This is a genomic window from Streptomyces coffeae, assembly GCF_016741875.1.
Taxonomy (GTDB): Bacteria; Actinomycetota; Actinomycetes; order Streptomycetales; family Streptomycetaceae; genus Streptomyces; species Streptomyces coffeae.
Genome location: NZ_JAERRF010000007.1, coordinates 66465 through 86506, shown reverse-complemented (window position 1 = coordinate 86506; position 20042 = coordinate 66465). Strand labels below are relative to the sequence as shown.

Sequence of the window (20042 nt, the reverse complement as noted above, 5' to 3'; positions counted from 1 at the left end):
ACCCTCTGCATATATCGTGCCACGATATATACTGGCCATCATGGCGTTGAAACCACTCACCGAGCCGGTCTTCTTCGTGCTCCTCGCGCTGCACGATGCGCCGCGCCACGGGTACGGCATCAAGCAGGAGGCCGCCGAACTCTCCGACGGCCGCGTCGATCTGCGCGTGGGGACGCTCTATGGCGTCCTCGACCGCCTCACGGCCGACGGTCTCGTCGAGCACGACCACGACGAGGTCCACCGGGGACGCCTGCGCCGCTACTACCGCCTCACCAGCGACGGCCGCCGGGCGCTGGAGGCCGAGAACGCGCGGATGGCCGCCAATGTCCGGGCCGCGGAGCGGCGATTGACCGGCTCCCCTCCGATCGAGGCACCCACCGCCCCCACCACCTCCACGTCATCCACGTCCCGCGGACGGACACGGCCGGCCGGGGCAGGAGGCACAGCATGAGCACAAGCGATTCACCCACGCTGCTGGAGGACCGGTTCCGCGCCGTCCTGCGCGTGCTCCCCGCCTACTACCGGCGGGAGCGCGAGGAGGAAATGGTCGACACCTTCCTCAGTGACTACGAACCGCTGGACGAGGAAGCGGAGTTGGGCCGCCCCCGGCTGCGTGAGGTGGCCGGAGTTCTCCATCTCGCGGTCCGTACACGCCTGGCCGGCCACGGGGCTCCGGCCCGTTACGTGGCCTACGGCCGGGCGGCGCGCCTCGTCGGCCTCCTCGGAGTGGCCCTGCTCGCCGCCTCCACTGCGGTGAACCTGCTGGGCCAGGCGGCGGTCCTCCTCACCGGATCCGGCGAGGACAAGCGCGTGGTGCTCGATGTGCTCCTCGGCCGGTCGTCCGGTGCGTCACCCGACGCCCTCAGTGCGGCCCTGGCACTGCTGGTCGAGGTGCTGCCACTGGGATGGATCGGGGCGGCCGTGGCCCTGGGATCCGGGCGCCGGCGTCGTGCCGCCGTCTTCTGCGCCGTAGCCTCGCTGCCCACGTTCATGTACCTGGGCCAGTCGGTGGTCCTCGGCTTCCCGCCCTCCGTCACGGAGTTGGCCACCGTCGCTCTCGTCGTCCTCGTCACCGGCAGCGTGGCCATGGCGTTCCACCCCGGCGCGCCTCGCGCCGAGATCTCCCGCCTCGCCGGAGAGTGGATCACGGCGGCCTGCGTTCTCGTCCTTCTCGCGGCGGCCGTAGCCGCCCGGAAGTTTCTGGGCTTCGGCGACGAGGGACACGGCTGGGTCTTCCTGGCGGGCGGAGCGGCGTGCCTCGTCCTCCGTGCCCGTGCCCACCGCGGGCGCCCGCGGGCCCCGGAACCCTCCGCTGCAGCGGCCGTTCCGGCACGCCGTACGCGGGTGTCGGCCACGGATCCGGCGTTGCCCACAGCCTTGGCCGTGCTCGGTCTTCCCGTGGTGACCACGTGCCTGGACCTGCTGACGTACAGCATGAGCGTCCCCGGGCTTCCCGTCACCGCGTTCGTCACCGGCGTCACCGAGGCCGCGGCCGTCACCGTCCTGGAGGCTGCGCTGCTCGTGGTCGCGATACGGGCGTTGCGGCGCGAGCCCCGGGTGCGCAGCACTTCCACGGCACCTGTTTCGGCCCCTCCCGGCCTCTGAGCGGCGCGGGCGCTGCGGTTGTGCGGTCCGGGCCGGGAAACTGCAGCCCGGACCGCATGGTTGGTGCCGCTCGTCTTCCTGGGGCACGTGGTCCACGCTTTCATCAGCCGCGGGAACTGGAGTTCTCGCTTCGAGGTTGATGGTCCTCGACGATGACGGACTTCACCTGGGAAGGGCCTCTGCAGTGCGTCAGAGGCCCTCCCCGATCTTTCGGGGGCTTGCTCGCTCCGGTGGCGGAAAGTGCCCGGTCGAGGGCCGTTTCGGCATGCCGACGCGCGGGAGCCGGCGGAGACCTCAGCGGGCCGCCGCATCGCCGTTCTGCCCCCGCAGCAGCACTTCGACGGCTGGTCGCAAACACGCGACGAGATCGTCGATGCTGGCCTGTTCAACGGCGGAGAACTTCAACACATAGCGTGTGATGGCGGTGCCCAGCGTCAGCGCTCCGAGCAGCCGTCCGCGCAGCTCGGTCAGTTCATCGTCGGGCAGCCGCCCCGCATAGACGTTCTGAGCCATCTCCCCCAGGTTGAACAGCTCCAACGCCTCCTCGGCGCTCTCGTCATGAGTGAGCATGGAGCGGAATGTGGAGGCGGTGGCTTCCGGTCGCGCGTCCATTTGCTCGAACACTGCGCGGATCAGCCGCTCACTGAGTTCCTCAGCCGGCCCTGCCGATACCGCCGCCATGTCCAGGTCCAGCTCCGACGCGGCCCGGAACAGCCCCTGCTTGTTGCCGAAGTGCTGCATCACCAACGACGGATCGCACCCTGCCCGCTCGGCCACGGCCCGAATCGTCGCCTTCTGATACCCACGCTGAGCGAACTCCTGCCGTGCGGCTTCGAGGATCGCCGTACGGGTACGAGCGCGGCGCTGCGCCCTGGACGAGGACGAAGTGTCCGACATCTCACCACCTCTCTCACTCAACACTTGTTGAGTAAATCTCTTCGCATGCCTATGGTGACTCTACGGCTGTTGAGCGAAACGTGCTCGACAGCAGCTCACCCCTGAGGGAGAACTCACATGAAGAGGACCACCCGCATAACGCTGGGCATCGCCTCTGCCACCGCCGCCACCGCCGCAACGGCACTGCTTGGCGCGACCGCCATGCCGACCGCCCAGGCCGCGGACGGGGAGAACCGCGCGGTGGGCAGCGAGAACCGCACGGCGCCCACCCCGGTCGCAACCGGGATACCGTCGGTGGTCGACCCCGCAGCTGACCTTGCCGCCCAAACGCCTGGCCCCGACGAAACCTGGACCGACTCGATCTACATCAACGGCGAAGTGAAGGCCGACGGCCACGATTTCGGGCTTCTGGTGCACACGATGAACGTGCCCCACAGCGATCAGAGGACGCTGTCGGTCTCCGTCACCGATGTGACCACCGGCTGGTACAAGAGCTACGAGAGCAAAGTCGCCAAGGACGACTACATCTGGAGCAAGAGCGGGCTCAACATCAAGATGCCCGGCCTGAGCTGGACGGGCGACGCGGAGAAGATGTCGCTGAAGACCACCACGCCGTGGGGTTCCCTCGATATCCGACTCAAGCCCAAGGGCCCGGCCATGAAGTACGCGGGCACCGGTGAGTTCCCCCTGCTCGGTGAACCCCAAGTCGAGTTCGCCTACCCGTCCGTGCAGACCACCGGCACTCTGAACATCGAAGGCAAGTCCCACAAGGTGTCCGGCGAAACCTGGCTGGACCGGCAGTGGGGCAATATCCCCCGGAGCAGCTCCCCGCACTGGACGTGGATGAACTTCAACCTTCCGAACGGCGACAAGATCGCCATCTGGGACAGCATCAACAGCAAGGCCGAGGAGTCCTGGGCCACCGTCCTGCACCCGGATGGCTCCTACGACCTTGCGGCGGTCAAGCCCCTGGCCGAAGGCGCGGACAGGATCTGGAAGAGCCCGGACACCGGCAAGGCGTACCCCACCCGCTGGCGCATCGAGATCCCCGCGCTGAAGGCGCACCTCAACGTTCGCATGACCGGAACCAACGCCCAGGAGCTGACCGGCGGCCTGGGAGCCCGCGTGGAGGGCACGGCAGCATTCGCCGGCACCTACGAGGGCAAGAAGGTATCGGGCAAGAACTTCGTCGAGATGACCGGCGCGTGGTAGGCCAATTCCGTCCAGCCGCGTGAGGCACGCTGTTTCCTCTCCAGGCCCGGCTACAGCACGCCGATCAGGGCGTTGTCCTCCCACTGGTCGACGACGAGGTATCCGGCGAGCACCTTGAGGTGCGGGGCCCATCCGCCCTGCTTGGCGATGACGATCGGCCGGGCGCTCACTTCCCCAGGGCTGTCACCCCAAAGGGGGGCTCTGAGCATGCCCCGAGCAGCCCTCGAGCAGGTGGTGATAGGTGTTGGCCTTCGGCCTGCACCATCGCTGCGACCAGGCGGCGCTTGGCACGCTCGACCCGCATCGGACGCTGCCTCCTGATCCCCACCCTCAGCACCCGCGTCGGCGAGCGGCCCGCCCTTGCCGTTCTTATGCGGCTGGAACGCCGCACGCATCAGAAGCACGCCGACCAGGGAGTTGTCGAGCCCGGAGGCGTCCCGGACGGCGACCTCAACCGCCTTCAACGCGGCGAACCACGCCCTCTCGTAGGCGCCCAAGTGGATGTCGGCGCCTTCTGCCGGCTGGCTAGAAGAGGCGGACGCGCAGGTGCTGCGTGAGGTTCTCGAAGATCTCGCGCAGCCACGGGCTGCGGACGGCTGGTAGCCGGACCAGTGTGTGCTGGAACGCTCCCGGGTCGGCCCGGAACAGGTAACGGGGGCGCGGCGCGGGTGGGTCGTCGCGGAGGACGCCGTCGGGCATGCCGCCCGACGCGGGGACGGGTAGGTACGGCTCGGGGGAGGCCAGCCACAGCCACATCCCGAACGGCAGCGGCACCGGGTATGCCGACGCGGCCGGGCCTGCCGGGGTCCAGGTCTCCCCCGTCTGCGGATGAGCCGGCACGAGGAGGATGTCGGCGTCCGCGTCGGGGGCGGGCCGCCCGGGGCCGGCCAGGACGGCGCGCCGCGCGGCCGTGCCCACGGGCAGCAGGATGTCGAGGGCGCGTTGGAACACTTCCGCGATCGGGCCGTCCGGGACAGTCACCGGCTGTCCTTCCGAGGCCGCCAGCAGGTGGGCGAGCGCCCGGCCGGCTGCCGCTTCCCACTGCGGGCTCCATGACCAGTAGTGGTTCGACCCCAGCCGCGATCCCCACGTCGAGATCGGCTCGAACGGGGGCGTGCCCTTCCCCTCTGCCATCAGCTCCGCCCAGGAGAGCGGTGCGGCGTCGGCGTCGTCGAGGGGGAGGCGGCGCACGGCGTTTGGGGCGAGCCACACAGCCTGCCAGAGCGAGCAGTCGTCGATCCGGCTCGCCACGGGCAGGCCGCACGCCTCGCAGGCCATGTTGGGGCCGTCGGCTCCGTCGAGGCCGCAGCAGTAGCCGCCACCTTTCTCCGGAATCAGCAGGGTGCCACGAGCATCTCCGGGTGAGATGACGATCGCGCCGGGCGCGCCGTCGGACAGGGCGTAGACCGGCGCGTAGATGCCGCGGGCCGCCGCCTCGTCCGGATCGATCTCCTCCCACGTCCGCCACGGCGGCCCCCAGGGCTCCGGATCCACGGCGAACGTGCCCGACTCCATGAGCACCGGAAGCTGAATCCCATTCCCGTACTTCTGATGGGCGTGGACCGGCAGGGCGACCTGCGACAGCGGGGTGGTCAGCCGGGCGCCGCACCCCGCACACACGAAAACGAACAAAAGTCCTCCGATGGGGAAACGAGGGCATCATCGCAGCTTGGCGGCGAGCGGTGCTGGGCGTGGTGGTGTACGGCGGAGGAACACCCCCGCGTCGGCCGGGAGGAGGTCACCCCCCGGCAACTTCCCCACGCCCTGAGCGCCTGGCGCGGTGAGGGCCGGAGCTTGGCGGCCGACACTTACGAGGTGACCTCGTCCAGGAGGTGCGGGTCGTTGTTGCCGGTGTTGTTCACCGTTGTCGAGACAGGTCGTGTGTCCAGGTGGCCCTCTGCGGGTTGGGGGCCTGCAGCACCTGGGCCGACTTCTTGCGCTCGCAGGCCGATGCCCTGGTGGCTTGCGACTTCCTGGAAACGGTCACCTTGTCCGGGGCCCGCCTGTACGTGTTGGCGGTCATCGAGCACGCCGGCCGACGTGTCCGGATCCTGGGCGCGACCGCGCACCCCACCGCCTCATGGGTAGGGCAAGCGGCCAAAAACCTGGTCATGGACCCTGAGGACGCAGGCTGCCGAGCGCGGTTCCTGATCCGGGACCGAGACGGGAAGTTCCCCACCCTGTTCGACTCCGTCCTTGCTGATGCGGGGATTGAGGTCGTGCTCAGCGGTGTTCGGATGCCGAGGATGAACTCGGTCATGGAGCGGTGGGTGCAGACCTGTCGGCGCGAACTGCTGGACCGGACCTTGATCTGGAACCAGCGACACCTGCTCCACGCGCTGCGGGAGTTCGAGCAGTTCTACAACACTTACCGACATGCCGCATGACCTGGGCGGTAACGATCACTCCGCTGGTCTGGGGTTTTTGCGCTGGTTGGCATGGAAGCGCGCTTTCTTCTGACGATTCCCGCACGTGTTCATGTCACACCATTTGCGGGTGCGACTTTGGCTGGTGTCGAAGAAGGCGGCTTGGCAGGTTGGTGATGCACACAAGGCCAATCTTCCGTCTCGTTCGCCTGCGATGATGCTGATCGCGTCGGCGGCGATCACGCTGAGGGCATCTTCCACGCAGGAAGCCGAGCTGAGCCGCCATCGCCGCTCACCCTCGGGCGTCAGGATGGCCGCGGCCCGACCCTGAGCGCTGCGGTCATTGATGACTTGGACAGCAGATGCAGGGAGAGCGTCCTGGATCGCGGCCGCTGTCGCGGCGGCGTGAATCGACTCCCTCAGTTCCCGAGCGAGGTCGAGCTGGGCGGTGGTGCAGGAGTCCACGGCGAGGCCGTTCACTGCCAGCCAGTCGACGAGTCGGTGCGGCGCGGGAATGCGCTCCACAGCGTTGCCGTGACGCTCCGACAGCGTCCCCGTGAAGCTGGTCGCCAGCACGTTGCCGAGGCGGAAGTCAGGGAATCCAGCACGCATGGAACCACCTTAGAGGGTTGCAGCATGGCTCGGAGAACTGCTAGAACCACCTTAGCCGGTTCCACGATGGCCAGGAGGTCTCATGCCCCGTCCAGCCAGCGACGTGCAAGCATTTGAAGCCCACGCAACGAAAGCTGACCTCGACGATCTGCGCGCGCGACTGGCCGCGGCGCGACTACCGGAGGCTGAGACGGTCTATCGCGCCGCGCCCGACCCTCGCCGATGGGAACAGGGCGTTCCGCTCGCCGACCTCGTCGATGTCGTGAACTACTGGCGCACCGGGTACAAGTGGCGGTCGTTCGAAGAGCGCCTCAACCGGATCGGCCAGTTCCGCACGACCATTGATGATCTGGGAATCCACTTCCTGCACCGTCGCTCCGCGCGCGCAGATGCCACTCCTCTGATCTTGACGCACGGCTGGCCAGACAGCATTGCTCGGTTCATCGATGTAGTAGACGAGCTGGCAGATCCGAAAGATGCAGACGCGCCGGCGTTCCACGTCGTGGTCCCGTCGCTGCCAGGCTTTGGTTACAGCGACAAGCCGGCTACCACCGGGTGGGGAACCGAAAAGATCGCGGCCGCATGGGTGGAACTGATGGGAAGGCTCGGCTACAGCAAGTTCGCAGCCCACGGAGGCGACTGGGGAGGCAATATCACCACGGTTCTCGGCGGCAGGTTCCCGGCGCACGTTCTCGGCATCCACACAACGTTCGCGGAGGGACCGCCCGGGTTGACAACGGACGGGCTGACGGCGGTCGAGCGCGAGTGGACCGAGGAAACCCGCGATTTCTGGCGCCACCGCGCAGCGTACGCGAAGCAGCAGGCGACCCGACCGCAGACCATCGGCTACTCGCTCGTCGACTCACCGGTCGGGCTTCTTGCCTGGATCCTCGACAAGTTCGCCGAGTGGACAGACACCGAAGACAGCCCGTTCGAGACGATTTCCAGAGACCGCGTTCTTGACGACGTCACCCTGTATTGGCTGACGCGGACCGGCGCATCGGCGGCCCGCATTTACTACGAAAGCCACAACTCGCTGGACCCCGAACTTCGGGTCGACGTCCCGTCAGCAATCACCATGTATCCCCGCGACGTCGAGAAGTGTCCACGCCCCTGGGCACAGGAGCGGTACCGACACATCGTCCGATGGAGGTCGCCCGAAATCGGGGGACATTTCCCGTCGCTGGAGGTTCCCGAGTATTTCGTCAAAGATCTGCAAGAGGGCCTCGCGGCAGTGCTGGCCGCTCATCGGTGAACGCGGCTCGGCGACCCGGCACTCGATCACCGCCTGATCCGGCTCAAGGCGTTGCCCGGTCAGTCCCCAGCTTCCGCCCCCTCCCGTGAGGGGGCGAGCAAGTCCGCGGGAGATTCTCTGATTTCACGCCAGAAATCGCTGATCATCTGCTCGAATCTGAGACCGAGTTCCAGGGCAGCTCGTTGGGGCGTTCCTGGCGGCAAACGATCTGATTCCGCCTCTCGCCGATACCTGGCCAGACGGTTTTGGTGAGCCGCGGTCTGCTCTTCGGCAAGTTTGGCGACCGCCTCTACGGCGGAATTGCAGTGGGTGCTGGCGCTGCCCCGGCCAAGAGGCTGGAAAAACAACCGGAGTACACCCTCGTCGTGGATCTCAGTGGTCGCGTCCGTTGGAGTCTCCAGCCACCGACGCAGTTCTTCCCGTCCCGCATCGGTGATCGCCAGGGTGCGGCGGCGCCGCCCCGTCTCTTCCCGGCGCTCGACGACCAGTCCGCGGCGTGCCAGACGCCCGGCCTCTGCGTACAGCTGAGATCGCGGGAACACCCAGAAGTTGCCGATGCCCTGCTGGATTTGCTGATCGAGCTGGTAGGGAGTCGCCTCCTGTTGCTCTTCGAGCAGCCCGAGAACGACATACGCGCTGATGGGCAAGGCTGCCATGGCGATCTCCTGGTTCGGACGGTCTCAACCCCAATATTACATTCTGAACCGTCCAACTTGTACGGTCGCTTTTGGCATCAGTGACCGAATGGAGAACGAAGTGACGGAGACGGCAGCAGAAAATTTCTACCTCAGCGGCAACTACGCCCCCGTCGCCGAGGAGGTGAGCACGTCCCAACTGACCGTCACCGGTGCGCTGCCGAGGGAACTGAACGGCCGCTACCTTCGAATAGGCCCCAATCCGAGGGAGCAGGTCGACCCTGCCACCTATCACTGGTTCTCCGGCGCGGGCATGGTGCACGGCATTCGGCTGCGCGACGGCAGAGCGGAGTGGTACCGCAGCCGCTTCGTCGAGAGCGAAGCCCACACACCGAACACCAACGTCCTGGCTCACAGCGGACGCATCCTCGCTCTCGCGGAGGCGGGCAGGCCGCCGGTGGAGATCACCCCTGACCTTGCACGCATGGCGGTCTGGGACTGCGACGGCACGCTCGGCCGCGGATTCACCGCGCACCCCAAGACCGACCCGGTGACCGGCGACATGCACGCCATCACCTACAACCCGAATTTCACCGCCACGCGCTACGTCGTCCTCGACGACGACGGCAAGGTCAAGCACACCAGCGACATCGACCTCGACGACGGGCCGATGATCCACGACATGGCATTGACCGAGACACGCGTCGTCGTTCTCGATCTCCCCGTCACGCTGGCCGCAGGCATGCGCCGCGCGCAGGCCGGCGAACCGGTGTCGAACCTGCCCTACGTTTGGGATGACCGACACCCGGCACGGGTCGGACTCGTACCGGTCGGAGGCACCGCCGAGCAGATCCAGTGGATCGAGGTACCACGGTGCTTCGTGTTCCATGTGCTCAACGCCTACGACAACCCCGATGGCTCCCTCACCCTCGACGTCATCCGCTACGACGAAGTGTTCCTCCGTGACATGCACGGCCCCGGCGGCAGTGTGCCAACCCTCGTACGCTGGGCGATCAATCCGGCCACGGGCGCCGTCAACGAAGAGGCGATCGGTGACTACAGCGTGGAGTTCCCACGCATCAACGCCGAGCTGGTCGGCCGCCCTCATCGCTACGGCTGGTTCGCCGGGGTCGGCGCCCACGGCCTGGAGATCACCGACGACGTCGAGCGTAGCCAAACGAACGGCGGTCTGGAAACAGGGCCGTTGGTCAAGGTCGACACCGTGACCGGCACCAGCCAGATCCACCACTACGGGCCGGCGCGGGTCACCATGGAACCCGCATTCGTGCCGCGACGGAACGCCGAAGGCGAAGACGACGGCTGGATCCTCTCCGTCGTCCACGACGCAAACACCAACCTGGCCGAGCTCGTGGTACTCGACGCGGCTGACATCAATGCCGGCCCCATCGCTCGTGTTCACCTGCCGCACCGCATTCCGTTCGGCTTCCACGGCAACTGGATTCCCGACACGGAGATCGTCCAGGGCTCGATGACATCGCTTTGCTGAACGGGCGTACCGGCCAGGGCATACACGGGGCCCATGACCGCAACCCACCATGCGTCGGCCGGACTTCCCCGTCGTCCTCGCCGATGACCACGGCTGGGCCAGCCTGTCCCCTTACGGCGCCCCGCACCAGGACCCTGATCTGGACCGCCTGGCGGTCAGGGAGTCCGCTTCACCGAGCAACGCTCTCCATGAGACGGATCTGCGCGCGTGCCATGCCTCCGCCCGAGTGACGCTCCCACCGAACTCCTCACCCCCGAAGGTCGTTTGGCCTGGCAACACCGCACCACCCTCTGGGGCACCCCCCTCCCCACCCCACTCGTCGGTGAGGGGAGCATCGACTGCCCCCTACGCTTCCCCGGCCAATGCGCCGACCCCGAAACCGGCCTGAACTACCACCACTTCCGCCACTACGATCCCGAAACCGCCCGCTACCTACCTCACCTCAGATCCGATCGGTCTCGCCGACGGCTACGCGCCGCACAGTTACGTTCCCAACCCGTTCATGTGGCTTGCCCCTCTCGGACTGTCCCTCCTCGACGTCAGCAAGAACGGCGTGCGCATCGTCGTGCACGAGTACGACGGCAGGCGAAATCAGGCGGAGGAGCAGGCTGAACGGGAGCGGCGCGAGGCCGCCAAGAACCAAACTTGCGACAAGGGATGAAGCGATGACATTGCATTCCGATGTGGCCGAGTTGCTAGCGGGGGCCGGCATCGTCGACGTGAACGTCGACGATGCCGTCGCGGACGAGCACGTCCGATCGTCCGCGTACCAACGTGTCGTCTCGGTAACCGCTTCCTCGCGGAGCCGCGACCGAGACCGCGCGATCGTGGCCACGATCCTGCGCGACCCCATCGACATGGTGTCCAAGACGGCGGTGGTCGCCCTCGTGGACAGGATCGCCATGAAGGTGACCGGTCCCGCCGAGTTCAGGCAGTGGTCGGCCGAACTACTGCCAGAGATCGACCAGCTCAAGACGGAAGGGAACCGCGAGTTCATTCGCCGCCGCATCCACGACTGGCTTTTCTACCTGTCCATCAAGGACGGTCACATGCCGACACCGGCCGAGTTGGCGACGGTCACGGACTGGATGCAGCGCGTCCTCGCCGAGAAGTCGACGTCGCTGGCGGTACTCGCCCTGCTCGCCCAGTCAGGCAGAACCAAGAAGACACGAAACATCGCGAAGAACCGAGCCGGAAACCGCAAGCTGAGGACGAAATGAGTCGGTGGTGGCAATTGCTGTGGATGGTGGGGCAGTCGGGGTGGCGTGGTGTGGTACTCGTTGAGCAGTCCACCAAGTACCTGTCGGCGCCTGACTGTGCCAGCAGGTAGGTCGTGGCCCCGGCCCAGGCGGACAACGAGCCCCTCCTGGAATCCGGAGAGCATGTTCCATGAGTTCCCGGCAGCCAGACCGAGCACGAATGCGTCGCTCATCTCGGCGAAGGAGGCATCGAGGCCGTGCCGGGCGGGCTCTCGCCGAACCGCGGTCAGCAGGACCCGGTCATGCTTGAACGCTGCCCTGCGGAACGTCTGTTGAGTGGTGGCGAGATAGTTCCCCGGGGCCCGTTCGGGGTGACTGGTCAAGGTGTCTGTGGCCATGCGTGGATGGGCGGACATGTAGCGGTGGACCGTTCCGTAGGAGACGCTGCCACCCTGACCAAGGACGCGTGAACTGCCGAACGTGAACGCCGCCAGGGGGTTGGCGTTGTGGGCTCGCGTCCCTAACGTAGAGCAGAATATGAGCCCTGCTCACCTTTAAGGATCTACGCGATGGTCATCGTTCAACCTTTGCGCCGCAGAATCAGATCGCTCGCGGTGGTGTCGCTGCTTCTCGCCGTGACCGCCCTGGTGCTCGGTCCGGTGCCCAGCTCCGCGGCGGAGTCCAACTGGTGGGATCCGTCCGCGAGGCCCGCACCCGACTCGCAGATCAATGTCACGGGCGAGCCCTTTAAGGGCACCGACGCCCAGGGCCGCGTCAGGGGCTTCGTCGACGCCCACGACCACATCATGTCCAACGAGGGCTTCGGTGGCCGGCTGATCTGCGGCAAGCCGTTCTCGGAGCAGGGCGTCACCGACGCGCTCAAGGACTGCCCCGAGCACTACCCCGACGGCTCGCTCGCCATCTTCGACATGATCACCAAGGGCGGTGACGGCAAGCACGACCCCAACGGGTGGCCCACCTTCAAGGACTGGCCCGCCCACGACTCGCTGACGCACCAGCAGAACTACTACGCCTGGATCGAGCGGGCATGGCGCGGCGGCCAGCGGGTGCTGGTCAACGACCTGGTCACCAACGGCGTGATCTGCTCGGTCTACTTCTTCAAGGACCGCAGCTGTGACGAGATGACCGCCATTCGTCTCGAGGCGAAGAAGACATACGACATGCAGGCCTTCGTCGACAAGATGTACGGCGGCCCGGGCAAGGGCTGGTTCCGGATCGTCACGAACAGCGCGCAGGCCCGAAAGGTCATCGAGCAGGGCAAGCTGGCCGTCGTCCTGGGCGTCGAGACCTCGGAGCCGTTCGGCTGCAAGCAGATCCTGGACGTGGCGCAGTGCAGCAAGGAGGACATCGACCGGGGCCTGGACGAGCTGAAGGAACTGGGCGTCAGCAGCATGTTCCTGTGCCACAAGTTCGACAATGCCCTGTGCGGGGTGCGCTTCGACTCCGGCACGCTCGGTACGGCCATCAACGTGGGCCAGTTCCTGTCGACCGGCACGTTCTGGAAGACGGAGACCTGCCGCGGCCCCCAGCACGACAACCCCATCGGCAACGCGGCGGCACCGGAGGCGGAGAAGCGGCTCCCGAAGGGCGTGGCCGTCCCCTCGTACGCCTCGGGCGCGCAGTGCAACACCCGCGGACTGACCGACCTGGGTGCGTACGCGGTGCGCGGCATGATGAAGCGCAACATGATGCTGGAGCTTGACCACATGAGCGTCAAGGCCGCTGACCAGGCCTTCGGCATCCTCGAATCCGAGTCGTACCCCGGCGCCATCTCCTCGCACAGTTGGATGGACCTGAGCTGGACCGAACGCCTCTACAAGCTCGGCGGGTTCGCCGCCCAGTACATGAGCGGCTCCGAGGCCTTCAGCGCGGAGGCCAAGCGCACGGACGCGCTGCGCGAGAAGTACAAGGTCGGCTACGGCTACGGCACCGACATGAACGGTGTCGGAGGCTGGCCGGCTCCACGGGGCGGGGACACCCCGAACCCGGTGAAGTACCCCTTCCGCAGCACGGACGGCGGCTCGGTGATCGACAAGCAGACCGCCGGCGAACGCACGTGGGACTTCAACACCGACGGCGGCGCGCACTACGGCATGGTCCCGGACTGGATCGAGGACATCCGGAACGTCGGCGGCCAGGGGGTCGTCGACGACCTCTTCTCGGGAGCCGAGTCCTACCTCCGCACCTGGGGGAACTCCGAGAAGTACCAGGCCGGGAAGAACCTCGCCGCGGGCGCGGCCGCGACGGCGTCCTCGTCGGAGTGGTGGAACCCGGCCGTCAGCTTCAAGCCCGGGAAGGCGGTGGACGGCGACACGGGCACCCGCTGGGCCAGCGAGTGGAACGACGACCAGTGGCTGCGGATCGATCTCGGATCCGCGCAGCCGGTCAAGCGCGTCACCCTCGACTGGGAGCGGGCGTACGCGAAGTCGTACCGCGTCGAGTTGTCGGAGGACGGCACGAACTGGAAGACGGTGTGGTCCACAGCCTCCGGTGACGGCGGCCTGGACACGGCCCGTTTCGCCGGAGCCCAGGCGCGCTACGTACGCGTCAAGGCGCTGGAGCGCGGCACCCAGTGGGGGTACTCGCTTCAGGAGGTCGGCGTCTACGCCGACTGAGGCACCGACGAGGCGGCGCCCAGGGCCCGGCCCGGTGGAGCGATCTTCGACAGCCCGTCAGGGGGTGAGCGTTGGGGGCTCGTGTCCCTCACGCGAACAGGCCGTCGTCATCGCGGCCGACCTGCCCGAAGAGGACCCCGGCGGCGACCCCGGGGCGAGGAGTACGTGGTCGAGGGCGGCCTGCGCTTCGGGACGCCGTGGCTGACCGTTCGGTTCGGCGACGGCGTCCGCGGCTTCGAGTGGCGGTTCGTCTCGCACACGGTCGACGACGGCCGGCTCACGCTCTCCTTCACCGACCGTGTCCGCTCCCTCGCTCTCGACCTGAACTACCGGATCCGGGAAGGCCATGACCAGATCGAGCGCTGGGCCATCCTCACCGCGGACGAGCCGGTGGAGGTCCTGCGCTTCGACTCCGCCGCCTGGACGCTGCCGGCCCGCGACGACTACCGGATCAGTCATGTGGTGGGGGAATGGGGCCGGGAGTTCCAGCTCCAGCCTGACCGGGTGCCCGTCGGGGAGACCGTGTTCACCAGCCGCCGCTGGCACGCCCACGTCGAACGTGAGGTGCTGCCCGCCCGAGGACGAGGTCGTCGTCTTCCCGTTCCAGCCGTCCGCGCTGACCCGCTCGGCAGCCGGCACCCGGCTGAAGGGCCTCGACCCCGATGCCCGCTACCAGGACGAGGGCACCGGTGCCGTCCACGAGGGCGCCGTCCTGCTCAGCCACGGGCTCCCGCCACTGCTGTCCTTCGACTGGACGAGCGAGCTCGTCCACCTCAGGAGAGTGCCCCGATGAGCCTCGCCCCCGAGCGCCGCGAGCGGCCCGAGGCCCTCGCCGAGCCTGTCCGCAAGGTCGGCCCGGGCTGGGTCGCCCTGTACGTCCTGGCCGGCGTCGGGGTGTTCATCCCGATGCAGGTGCCGACCACCTTTCCTGATGCCCGAGCAGATCGCCCGGATCGACCCGGTGGGAAAGGTCGGCAGTGACGCCTGGGTCAGCATGATGGGCTCGATCTCGGGAATCGTCATCGCACCGCTGGCCGGCGCGCTCAGCGACCGCACCACCAGCCGGTTCGGCCGCCGCCGGCCGTGGCTGATCGTGGACTTGCTGGTCTGCATGGCGACGCTGGTCTGCATCGGCATCCAGACGACGGTCGCCGGGTCGCGCCCGGCTCCCTCGTGCTGTCCGCCTCGTTAAGGTCAAGACCGTCCGCTAGGCCTGCTGACTGGTCGCCAGGAGCCGGATGCGATCGTTCAGATAGCTGTTGAGGACCCGTTTGCACTCGGCGATCAGCTGGGGGTCGCCCTGCGGATCGGTGTGGAAGGCCAGTTGCAGCACGCCGTCCGCGCACTCAAGGGCCACCCGCACGGCGATCTCGAGTTCGGCGTTGTCCTGGACACCGGTCAGGGAGGCGGTCAGTGCGCGCAGCGATCCGGCGACCGCGGTGTTGTTGTCCCGGTTCGGCTCCAGGATGTGATCCTGTCCCACCGCGCCGAAGTCGACCACGCCGAACCCGGTGACGGTCCGGCGCATGGCGACGAACTCGTCGACGGTCACCTCCACGATGCCCGAGATGCCGTCGGGCGCCTCGCGCTCCAGCCGGTCCGCGACCCGCGCCAGAAAGGACTCCAGATTGCGGGCGGCGAGCGCGCCGATCAGCCCCTCCCTGTCGGAGAAGAACTGGTAGAGGGTGCCGATGGGCACCTCGGCTCTGCGTGCCACCTCCTTGGTGGTCAGCGCGGCATAGCCGACCTCGTCCAGGAGTTCGGCGCAGGCATCCAGCAGCCGTTCGAAGCGTTCGACGCTGCGCTTCTGGACCGGCAGCCGGCGCAGCGTCCCTGCAGTGCGGTCTTGATTCATGCTTCCACCATCCCATCGGAACGACTAACGTGAGCACTACTCATGTTTCGGGGGGTTGTACGTGACACTGGACCATCTGCCCGCGGACTTCATCTGGGGTGCCTCGACGGCGTCGTATCAGATCGAGGGCGCCACCGAGGAGGACGGTCGCGGACCGTCGGTATGGGACACCTTCACCGCCCGCCCCGGTACGATCCGCGACGGGCACACCGGTGACGTGGCCTGCGACCACTACCACCGGTACGAGGAGGACCTCGCGCTGATGGCCGAGGCGGGCCTCACCGGCTACCGCTTCTCCATCGCCTGGCCCCGGATCCAGCCGACCGGCAAGGGCGAGGTCAACCTCCGGGGCCTGGACTTCTATGACCGGCTGGTCGACGGCCTGCTGGCACGCGGCATCGAACCCGTCCCGACCCTGTTCCACTGGGACCTCCCGCAGGGCCTCGAGGACGATGGCGGCTGGCTGAACCGCGACACCGCGCACCGCTTCTCCGAGTACGCCGCCGTCATGGCCGACAGACTGGGAGACCGCGTCCAGAAGTGGATCACGCTCAACGAGCCGTTCATCCACATGGTTTGGGGCTACGGCCTCGGCACCCACGCACCGGGCCGCACCCTGTTCCTGGACTGCCTGCCGGTCGCCCACCATCAGCTGCTCGGTCATGGCCTGGCGCTGAGGGAACTGCGGGCGCGCGGCCTCCAGATGATGATCTCCAACAACTGCACCCCGGTCTGGCCCGCCTCGGGCACCCCCGCCGACCGCGCCGCCGCGCGGGCCTATGACAGCCTGCACAACCGCCTGTTCAACGATCCGATCCTCACGGGCACCTACCCCGACCTGTCGGCCTTCGGCTCGGACGCCACTCTCGGCGGCTCCGTCCGGGACGGCGATCTCGAACTGATCTCGGCCCCCCTGGACGCGCTCGGTATCAACTACTACAACCCGACCCGGATCCAGACGCCGGCGTCCGAGGGGCTGCCGTTCGAAGAGGCCCCCATCGAGGGCTACCGCCGCACCGCCTTCGACTGGCCCGTCGTCCCCGACGGTCTACGGGAACTGCTCGTCGGCCTCAAGGAGCGCTACCCGGCACTCCCGCCGGTCTACATCACGGAGAACGGCTGCTCGGCCGAGGACGTCGTCGCCGCGGACGGCACCGTCGTGGACCTCGACCGCATCGACTACCTCGACACCCACCTCCAGGCCGTCGACGCAGCCGTGGCCCAGGGCGTGGACGTGCGCGGCTACTTCACCTGGACCCTGATGGACAACTTCGAATGGGCCGAGGGTTTCCACCAGCGCTTCGGACTCGTGCACGTCGACCACGACACCCAGGTGCGCACCCCGAAGGCGTCCTTCGCGTGGTACCGCGACCTCATCCGCGCGCAGCGCAGTTGAGATCGCACGGCAGACGGACATGGAGCACTGTGTGACGGGGATCGAGCGTTGGTGTGGAGACGAACGCCGGGCCGTGTTAGCCGGGTGTTAGTGGAGCGGCAGCCTAGCAATAGTGGCCTCGACCAGAGTGGGTGACGTACCGAGGAGACAACGACACAAATCGCCCCCGGGGGGAACCGAAATGAGCTCCAGCACCACTGCCCGCACCGCCCGCCGCCGCACCCTGCGCGTCGCCGCCGCGGCACTCATCGCAGCCGCCGGACTTACCCTGACCGCCTGCAACAACTCGGACGACACCGCCTCGAAGCCTGCGGCCGGGGCCGGCAGCGCAGGCTCCTCCGCCGGAGCGCAGGGCACCGATGGCCAGCCGGACAACGCCAAGTCGGGCTCCGCCGACGGCGCCTCGCCCCGTGCCGACTCCGGGAACGGTGCGGCGAAGGGCGGGGGAAAGAGCAAGTTCTGCCGCACGAACGACCTGACCATGGAGGCCGTGGACAGCTCGCCCGACCAGAAGGTGGGTGAGGTCACCGTTCAGATGACCAACAAGGGCGCGAAGACCTGCTCGGCGACGGGCTTCGCGGGCGTCGACTTGAAGGACATCGACGGCACGTCCGCCCCTGTCCACCGCGGCGGTGAGCAGCCCCGCATCACCGACCTGAAGCCCGGTGACACCGCCACCTTCAGCATCTCGTACAAGGTCGACTTAAGTGGCGACAGCCTGGCGTCCCCGACCAACATCATCGTGACGCCGCCGAACGAGACCCGCAGCGTGTCCCTGAAGTGGCCCGCGGAGGCACTGAAGCTGGCCGGCCCGTACGACGACAAGATCCAGGTCCACCCCGTCGGCATAGCCAACTGAGTACCTCGAAGACGGGTGTTCGTGAAGCTCCGGCCGGGGGACATGTCCCCCGGCCGGAGCTTCACGAGTACAGGGCCGTCTCGGTTCGGTGCGACGGAAGGCAAACGACTCGGTTCGCCGAGTAAACGCCTCGATTGGATGAGAGCGGTCAGCGGCCACTGGCTCTGTACGCGAGAAGGGGCAGCAGATGTTCACCACTTCGGGAGGCAGTAACGGAGGAAGTGTTTGCAGTCGCTGCTGCCGGAGCAGCCGGTGAGCAGCAGAGCTGCACCGATGACCGTGGCTGCGGTGGTGGTGCGCACGCGCACGAATCCCCCATGGACGGTGTTGGAGTGCACCATGCGGCTTGGTGAGGGTGGCGTGGGACTGGCATGACAAAGCGGTGACTGGGCCGATGATCCTGCGGCTTGCTCCTTCCACTCTCTGGAGTGCGCCACGCACCGTCCTGTGGCTCGGCTCTTCATCGTTGCTGGTCAATCGCCCCGCCCGGCGCGCAAAGAGGTGCGGCCATGTATAGATGACCGTGGCGCTTCTGTACTAGGTGACCTGACGTCGGGCTGCTCGTGCTTGCTCTCGACGACCTGAGTCCCACCCAAGGAGCTCGACCGACTCCGCAGCGCCGCAAGCCAGCTGTAACCACGCGCGCCCTGATCTTCACCCGGCTGCTCGGCTTGATCGTGCCCCATTGCCGTTCCTCCACCACCAAGGACATCGAGTTTTGTGCGCAAGGTGAGGCCCAGCGGAGAGCCCGGCTCTCAAGCCGTCCCGCCACTCCGGCATACACGTGGTGCCGACGAAGCCGCCCCGGGGCTCCCCCGGAGAAGATCCTGAACCCGAGTTCCGGCTCCCTCAGGAAGATCTCCACCCGGTGGTCCAAGCACCGCTCCCAGCGGCATCGTCGTCGCGGCTGGCTTGGTGACAGGCGCACCGTCGGTCCGGCCCCATGCGTCTCCTCAGTCACCTGTCCGGCGGCTGGCCTTCGGGTCGTCCCTGCATATACATTCACGCACAAATGTGTCGTTATGTGATGATGATATCGCTTTGGGTGACGCCGCCATGTCGCGTGCCTCCCCCGACGTGAGTCAGCGGAGCATGCGGCGTCCGGTTCCTCAACCCTGCGAGGCTCTCATGCCGATGCTGGTGATCAAAGGATCGTTCCATGTGAAGGGCGGCGCCAAGCCGGACGGGGACACCATCCCCTTCACCCCTGACCATCCGACCGATTGGAAGCTCGTTCCGGGGCTCCGCAAGGTCGTGCCCAAGGCCGACGGCCATGCCAACGTGCGGCTGGAAGCCATCGACGCCCTGGAGACCCACTACTCCGGCCAGGGACCGGAGGTCCACCAGCCGTTGCCGTTCGCCCACGCCGCCGCGGACGAGCTGCTGAATTGGCTGGGCTTCACCGATGTGCACCGCAACCCGGACGAGACCGTCACCGCCACTCCCGACAGCGTGCCCGGCTTCATCCTCACCAGGGGCGCCGACATCCACAACCGTTGCGTGGCTCTGGTCGGCCGGGGCGCCCCGCCGGCGGCCAGTGGCTACGAGATCAATGTCGGCGTGCCATTGCTGAGGAAGACCGCCAACCATCATCTGCTCACGCTCGGCCTGGCCTTCCCCACCTATTACGCGGGCCTGCCTTCCACCTTGCGCGACGAGCTGACCGTGGCCGTCGACCAGGCCCAGGCCGCGCCGGCCAAAGGCCTGTGGCCCAGCGACGTGACCATGACCGGGGCGAAGGTCACCGGAATGTCCTCCATCACTGACGAGGTGGTGATCCTGCCGAAGCTGTTCCGGCGGCTGAAGGACTACCTGGACCTTGGCAACCCATCACTGGCCTGCTTCCCCTCCTTCCTGGCCGGGGCCGCGGACACGTTCCGCATCCTGTCGACCGACACGTTCCGCACGGGCCTGCACCACGTGGTCGAGATCAGCAACGGCAACACCGTACGGATGACCCACCCCGCCGAAGACCTCCTCTTCGACGAGGCCTGAGCAGGAGGCACCG

The 20042-nt window shown here is 67.3% G+C and carries 19 protein-coding genes and 4 pseudogenes; 17 read left to right on the top strand and 6 right to left on the bottom strand.

Annotation, left to right across the window (positions count from 1 at the left end; translation table 11 throughout):
- The first annotated feature begins 40 nt into the window (after positions 1-40).
- Together JK363_RS13610 and JK363_RS13605 are read left to right on the top strand one after the other, a co-directional pair.
- A complete protein-coding gene (locus tag JK363_RS13610; RefSeq protein WP_201875123.1) occupies positions 41-451 on the top strand; it encodes a PadR family transcriptional regulator in 411 nt (136 codons plus the stop codon).
- Positions 448-1605, top strand: a complete 1158-nt coding sequence (locus JK363_RS13605; protein ID WP_201875122.1) for a hypothetical protein — start codon at positions 448-450, stop codon at positions 1603-1605. The genes JK363_RS13610 and JK363_RS13605 overlap by 4 nt, the downstream gene beginning before the upstream one ends.
- 294 nt (positions 1606-1899) lie before the next feature.
- Here the strand turns inward: JK363_RS13605 and JK363_RS13600 are convergent, their stop codons facing one another.
- Positions 1900-2502 carry a TetR/AcrR family transcriptional regulator gene (locus JK363_RS13600; RefSeq protein WP_201875121.1) on the bottom strand — a complete coding sequence of 201 codons (603 nt, stop codon included), beginning with the start codon at positions 2500-2502 and terminating at the stop codon, positions 1900-1902.
- A 117-nt stretch (positions 2503-2619) separates the two neighbouring features.
- On the opposite strand from JK363_RS13600, the gene JK363_RS13595 reads away from it, so the two are divergent.
- On the top strand, positions 2620-3714 hold the full coding sequence (locus JK363_RS13595; RefSeq protein ID WP_201875120.1) for a lipocalin-like domain-containing protein: 1095 nt from the start codon (positions 2620-2622) through the stop codon (positions 3712-3714).
- A 323-nt stretch (positions 3715-4037) separates the two neighbouring features.
- Here the strand turns inward: JK363_RS13595 and JK363_RS45165 are convergent.
- Together JK363_RS45165 and JK363_RS13590 are read right to left on the bottom strand one after the other, a co-directional pair.
- Positions 4038-4211, bottom strand: a pseudogene (locus JK363_RS45165) (TIGR02391 family protein); the annotation flags it as partial.
- A gap of 28 nt (positions 4212-4239) precedes the next feature.
- Positions 4240-5346 (bottom strand): hypothetical protein, encoded by a 1107-nt coding sequence (locus tag JK363_RS13590; protein ID WP_201875119.1) that lies wholly within the window; start codon positions 5344-5346, stop codon positions 4240-4242.
- 284 nt (positions 5347-5630) lie between these two features.
- Between JK363_RS13590 and JK363_RS13585 the strand changes: the two are divergent.
- Positions 5631-6089, top strand: a pseudogene (locus tag JK363_RS13585) (integrase core domain-containing protein); the annotation flags it as partial.
- A 27-nt stretch (positions 6090-6116) separates the two neighbouring features.
- Here JK363_RS13585 and JK363_RS13580 read toward each other — a convergent pair.
- Positions 6117-6692 (bottom strand): CGNR zinc finger domain-containing protein, encoded by a 576-nt coding sequence (locus JK363_RS13580; RefSeq protein WP_201875118.1) that lies wholly within the window; start codon positions 6690-6692, stop codon positions 6117-6119.
- An 82-nt stretch (positions 6693-6774) separates the two neighbouring features.
- Here JK363_RS13580 and JK363_RS13575 point away from each other — a divergent pair, with 82 nt between their 5' ends.
- Complete coding sequence (locus JK363_RS13575) at positions 6775-7947, top strand: epoxide hydrolase family protein (protein WP_201875117.1); 1173 nt, start codon at positions 6775-6777, stop codon at positions 7945-7947.
- A 59-nt stretch (positions 7948-8006) separates the two neighbouring features.
- Here the strand turns inward: JK363_RS13575 and JK363_RS13570 are convergent, their stop codons facing one another.
- Positions 8007-8603 (bottom strand): PadR family transcriptional regulator, encoded by a 597-nt coding sequence (locus JK363_RS13570; protein ID WP_201875116.1) that lies wholly within the window; start codon positions 8601-8603, stop codon positions 8007-8009.
- Between the two features lie 88 nt (positions 8604-8691).
- Here JK363_RS13570 and JK363_RS13565 point away from each other — a divergent pair, with 88 nt between their 5' ends.
- From JK363_RS13565 to JK363_RS42330, 9 genes and pseudogenes are all read left to right on the top strand, one after another.
- Entirely contained in the window at positions 8692-10089 is a 1398-nt protein-coding gene (locus JK363_RS13565; protein ID WP_201875115.1) for a carotenoid oxygenase family protein, read from the top strand.
- Positions 10090-10296: 207 nt separating this feature from the next.
- Positions 10297-10476, top strand: a pseudogene (locus tag JK363_RS44640) (hypothetical protein); the annotation flags it as partial.
- 115 nt (positions 10477-10591) lie between these two features.
- Entirely contained in the window at positions 10592-10750 is a 159-nt protein-coding gene (locus tag JK363_RS42340; protein WP_236075758.1) for a hypothetical protein, read from the top strand.
- 4 nt (positions 10751-10754) lie between these two features.
- A complete protein-coding gene (locus tag JK363_RS13555; protein ID WP_201875114.1) occupies positions 10755-11309 on the top strand; it encodes a hypothetical protein in 555 nt (184 codons plus the stop codon).
- Between the two features lie 548 nt (positions 11310-11857).
- Positions 11858-13924, top strand: coding sequence for a galactose-binding domain-containing protein (locus JK363_RS13550; protein WP_201875113.1), 2067 nt, complete (start codon positions 11858-11860; stop codon positions 13922-13924).
- 81 nt (positions 13925-14005) lie between these two features.
- Positions 14006-14404: pseudogene (locus JK363_RS13545) on the top strand (glycoside hydrolase family 36 N-terminal domain-containing protein); the annotation flags it as partial.
- 79 nt (positions 14405-14483) lie between these two features.
- Positions 14484-14717, top strand: coding sequence for a GH36 C-terminal domain-containing protein (locus JK363_RS13540; protein ID WP_307821715.1), 234 nt, complete (start codon positions 14484-14486; stop codon positions 14715-14717).
- Positions 14714-14905, top strand: coding sequence for a hypothetical protein (locus tag JK363_RS42335; protein ID WP_236075811.1), 192 nt, complete (start codon positions 14714-14716; stop codon positions 14903-14905). The genes JK363_RS13540 and JK363_RS42335 overlap by 4 nt, the downstream gene beginning before the upstream one ends.
- Positions 14856-15116 (top strand): MFS transporter, encoded by a 261-nt coding sequence (locus tag JK363_RS42330; protein ID WP_236075757.1) that lies wholly within the window; start codon positions 14856-14858, stop codon positions 15114-15116. The genes JK363_RS42335 and JK363_RS42330 overlap by 50 nt, the downstream gene beginning before the upstream one ends.
- Positions 15117-15131: 15 nt before the next feature.
- On the opposite strand, the gene JK363_RS13530 is transcribed toward JK363_RS42330, so the two are convergent.
- Positions 15132-15779: a TetR/AcrR family transcriptional regulator gene (locus JK363_RS13530; protein ID WP_201875112.1), complete on the bottom strand. Its 648-nt coding sequence runs from the start codon at positions 15777-15779 to the stop codon at positions 15132-15134.
- Positions 15780-15840: 61 nt separating this feature from the next.
- Between JK363_RS13530 and JK363_RS13525 the strand changes: the two genes are divergently transcribed.
- From JK363_RS13525 to JK363_RS13515, 3 genes are all read left to right on the top strand, one after another.
- On the top strand, positions 15841-17175 hold the full coding sequence (locus JK363_RS13525) for a GH1 family beta-glucosidase (protein ID WP_201875111.1): 1335 nt from the start codon (positions 15841-15843) through the stop codon (positions 17173-17175).
- Between the two features lie 181 nt (positions 17176-17356).
- A complete protein-coding gene (locus tag JK363_RS13520) occupies positions 17357-18034 on the top strand; it encodes a DUF4232 domain-containing protein (RefSeq protein ID WP_201875110.1) in 678 nt (225 codons plus the stop codon).
- Between the two features lie 1128 nt (positions 18035-19162).
- Entirely contained in the window at positions 19163-20029 is an 867-nt protein-coding gene (locus JK363_RS13515) for a nuclease (protein WP_201875109.1), read from the top strand.
- Positions 20030-20042: the final 13 nt, after the last annotated feature.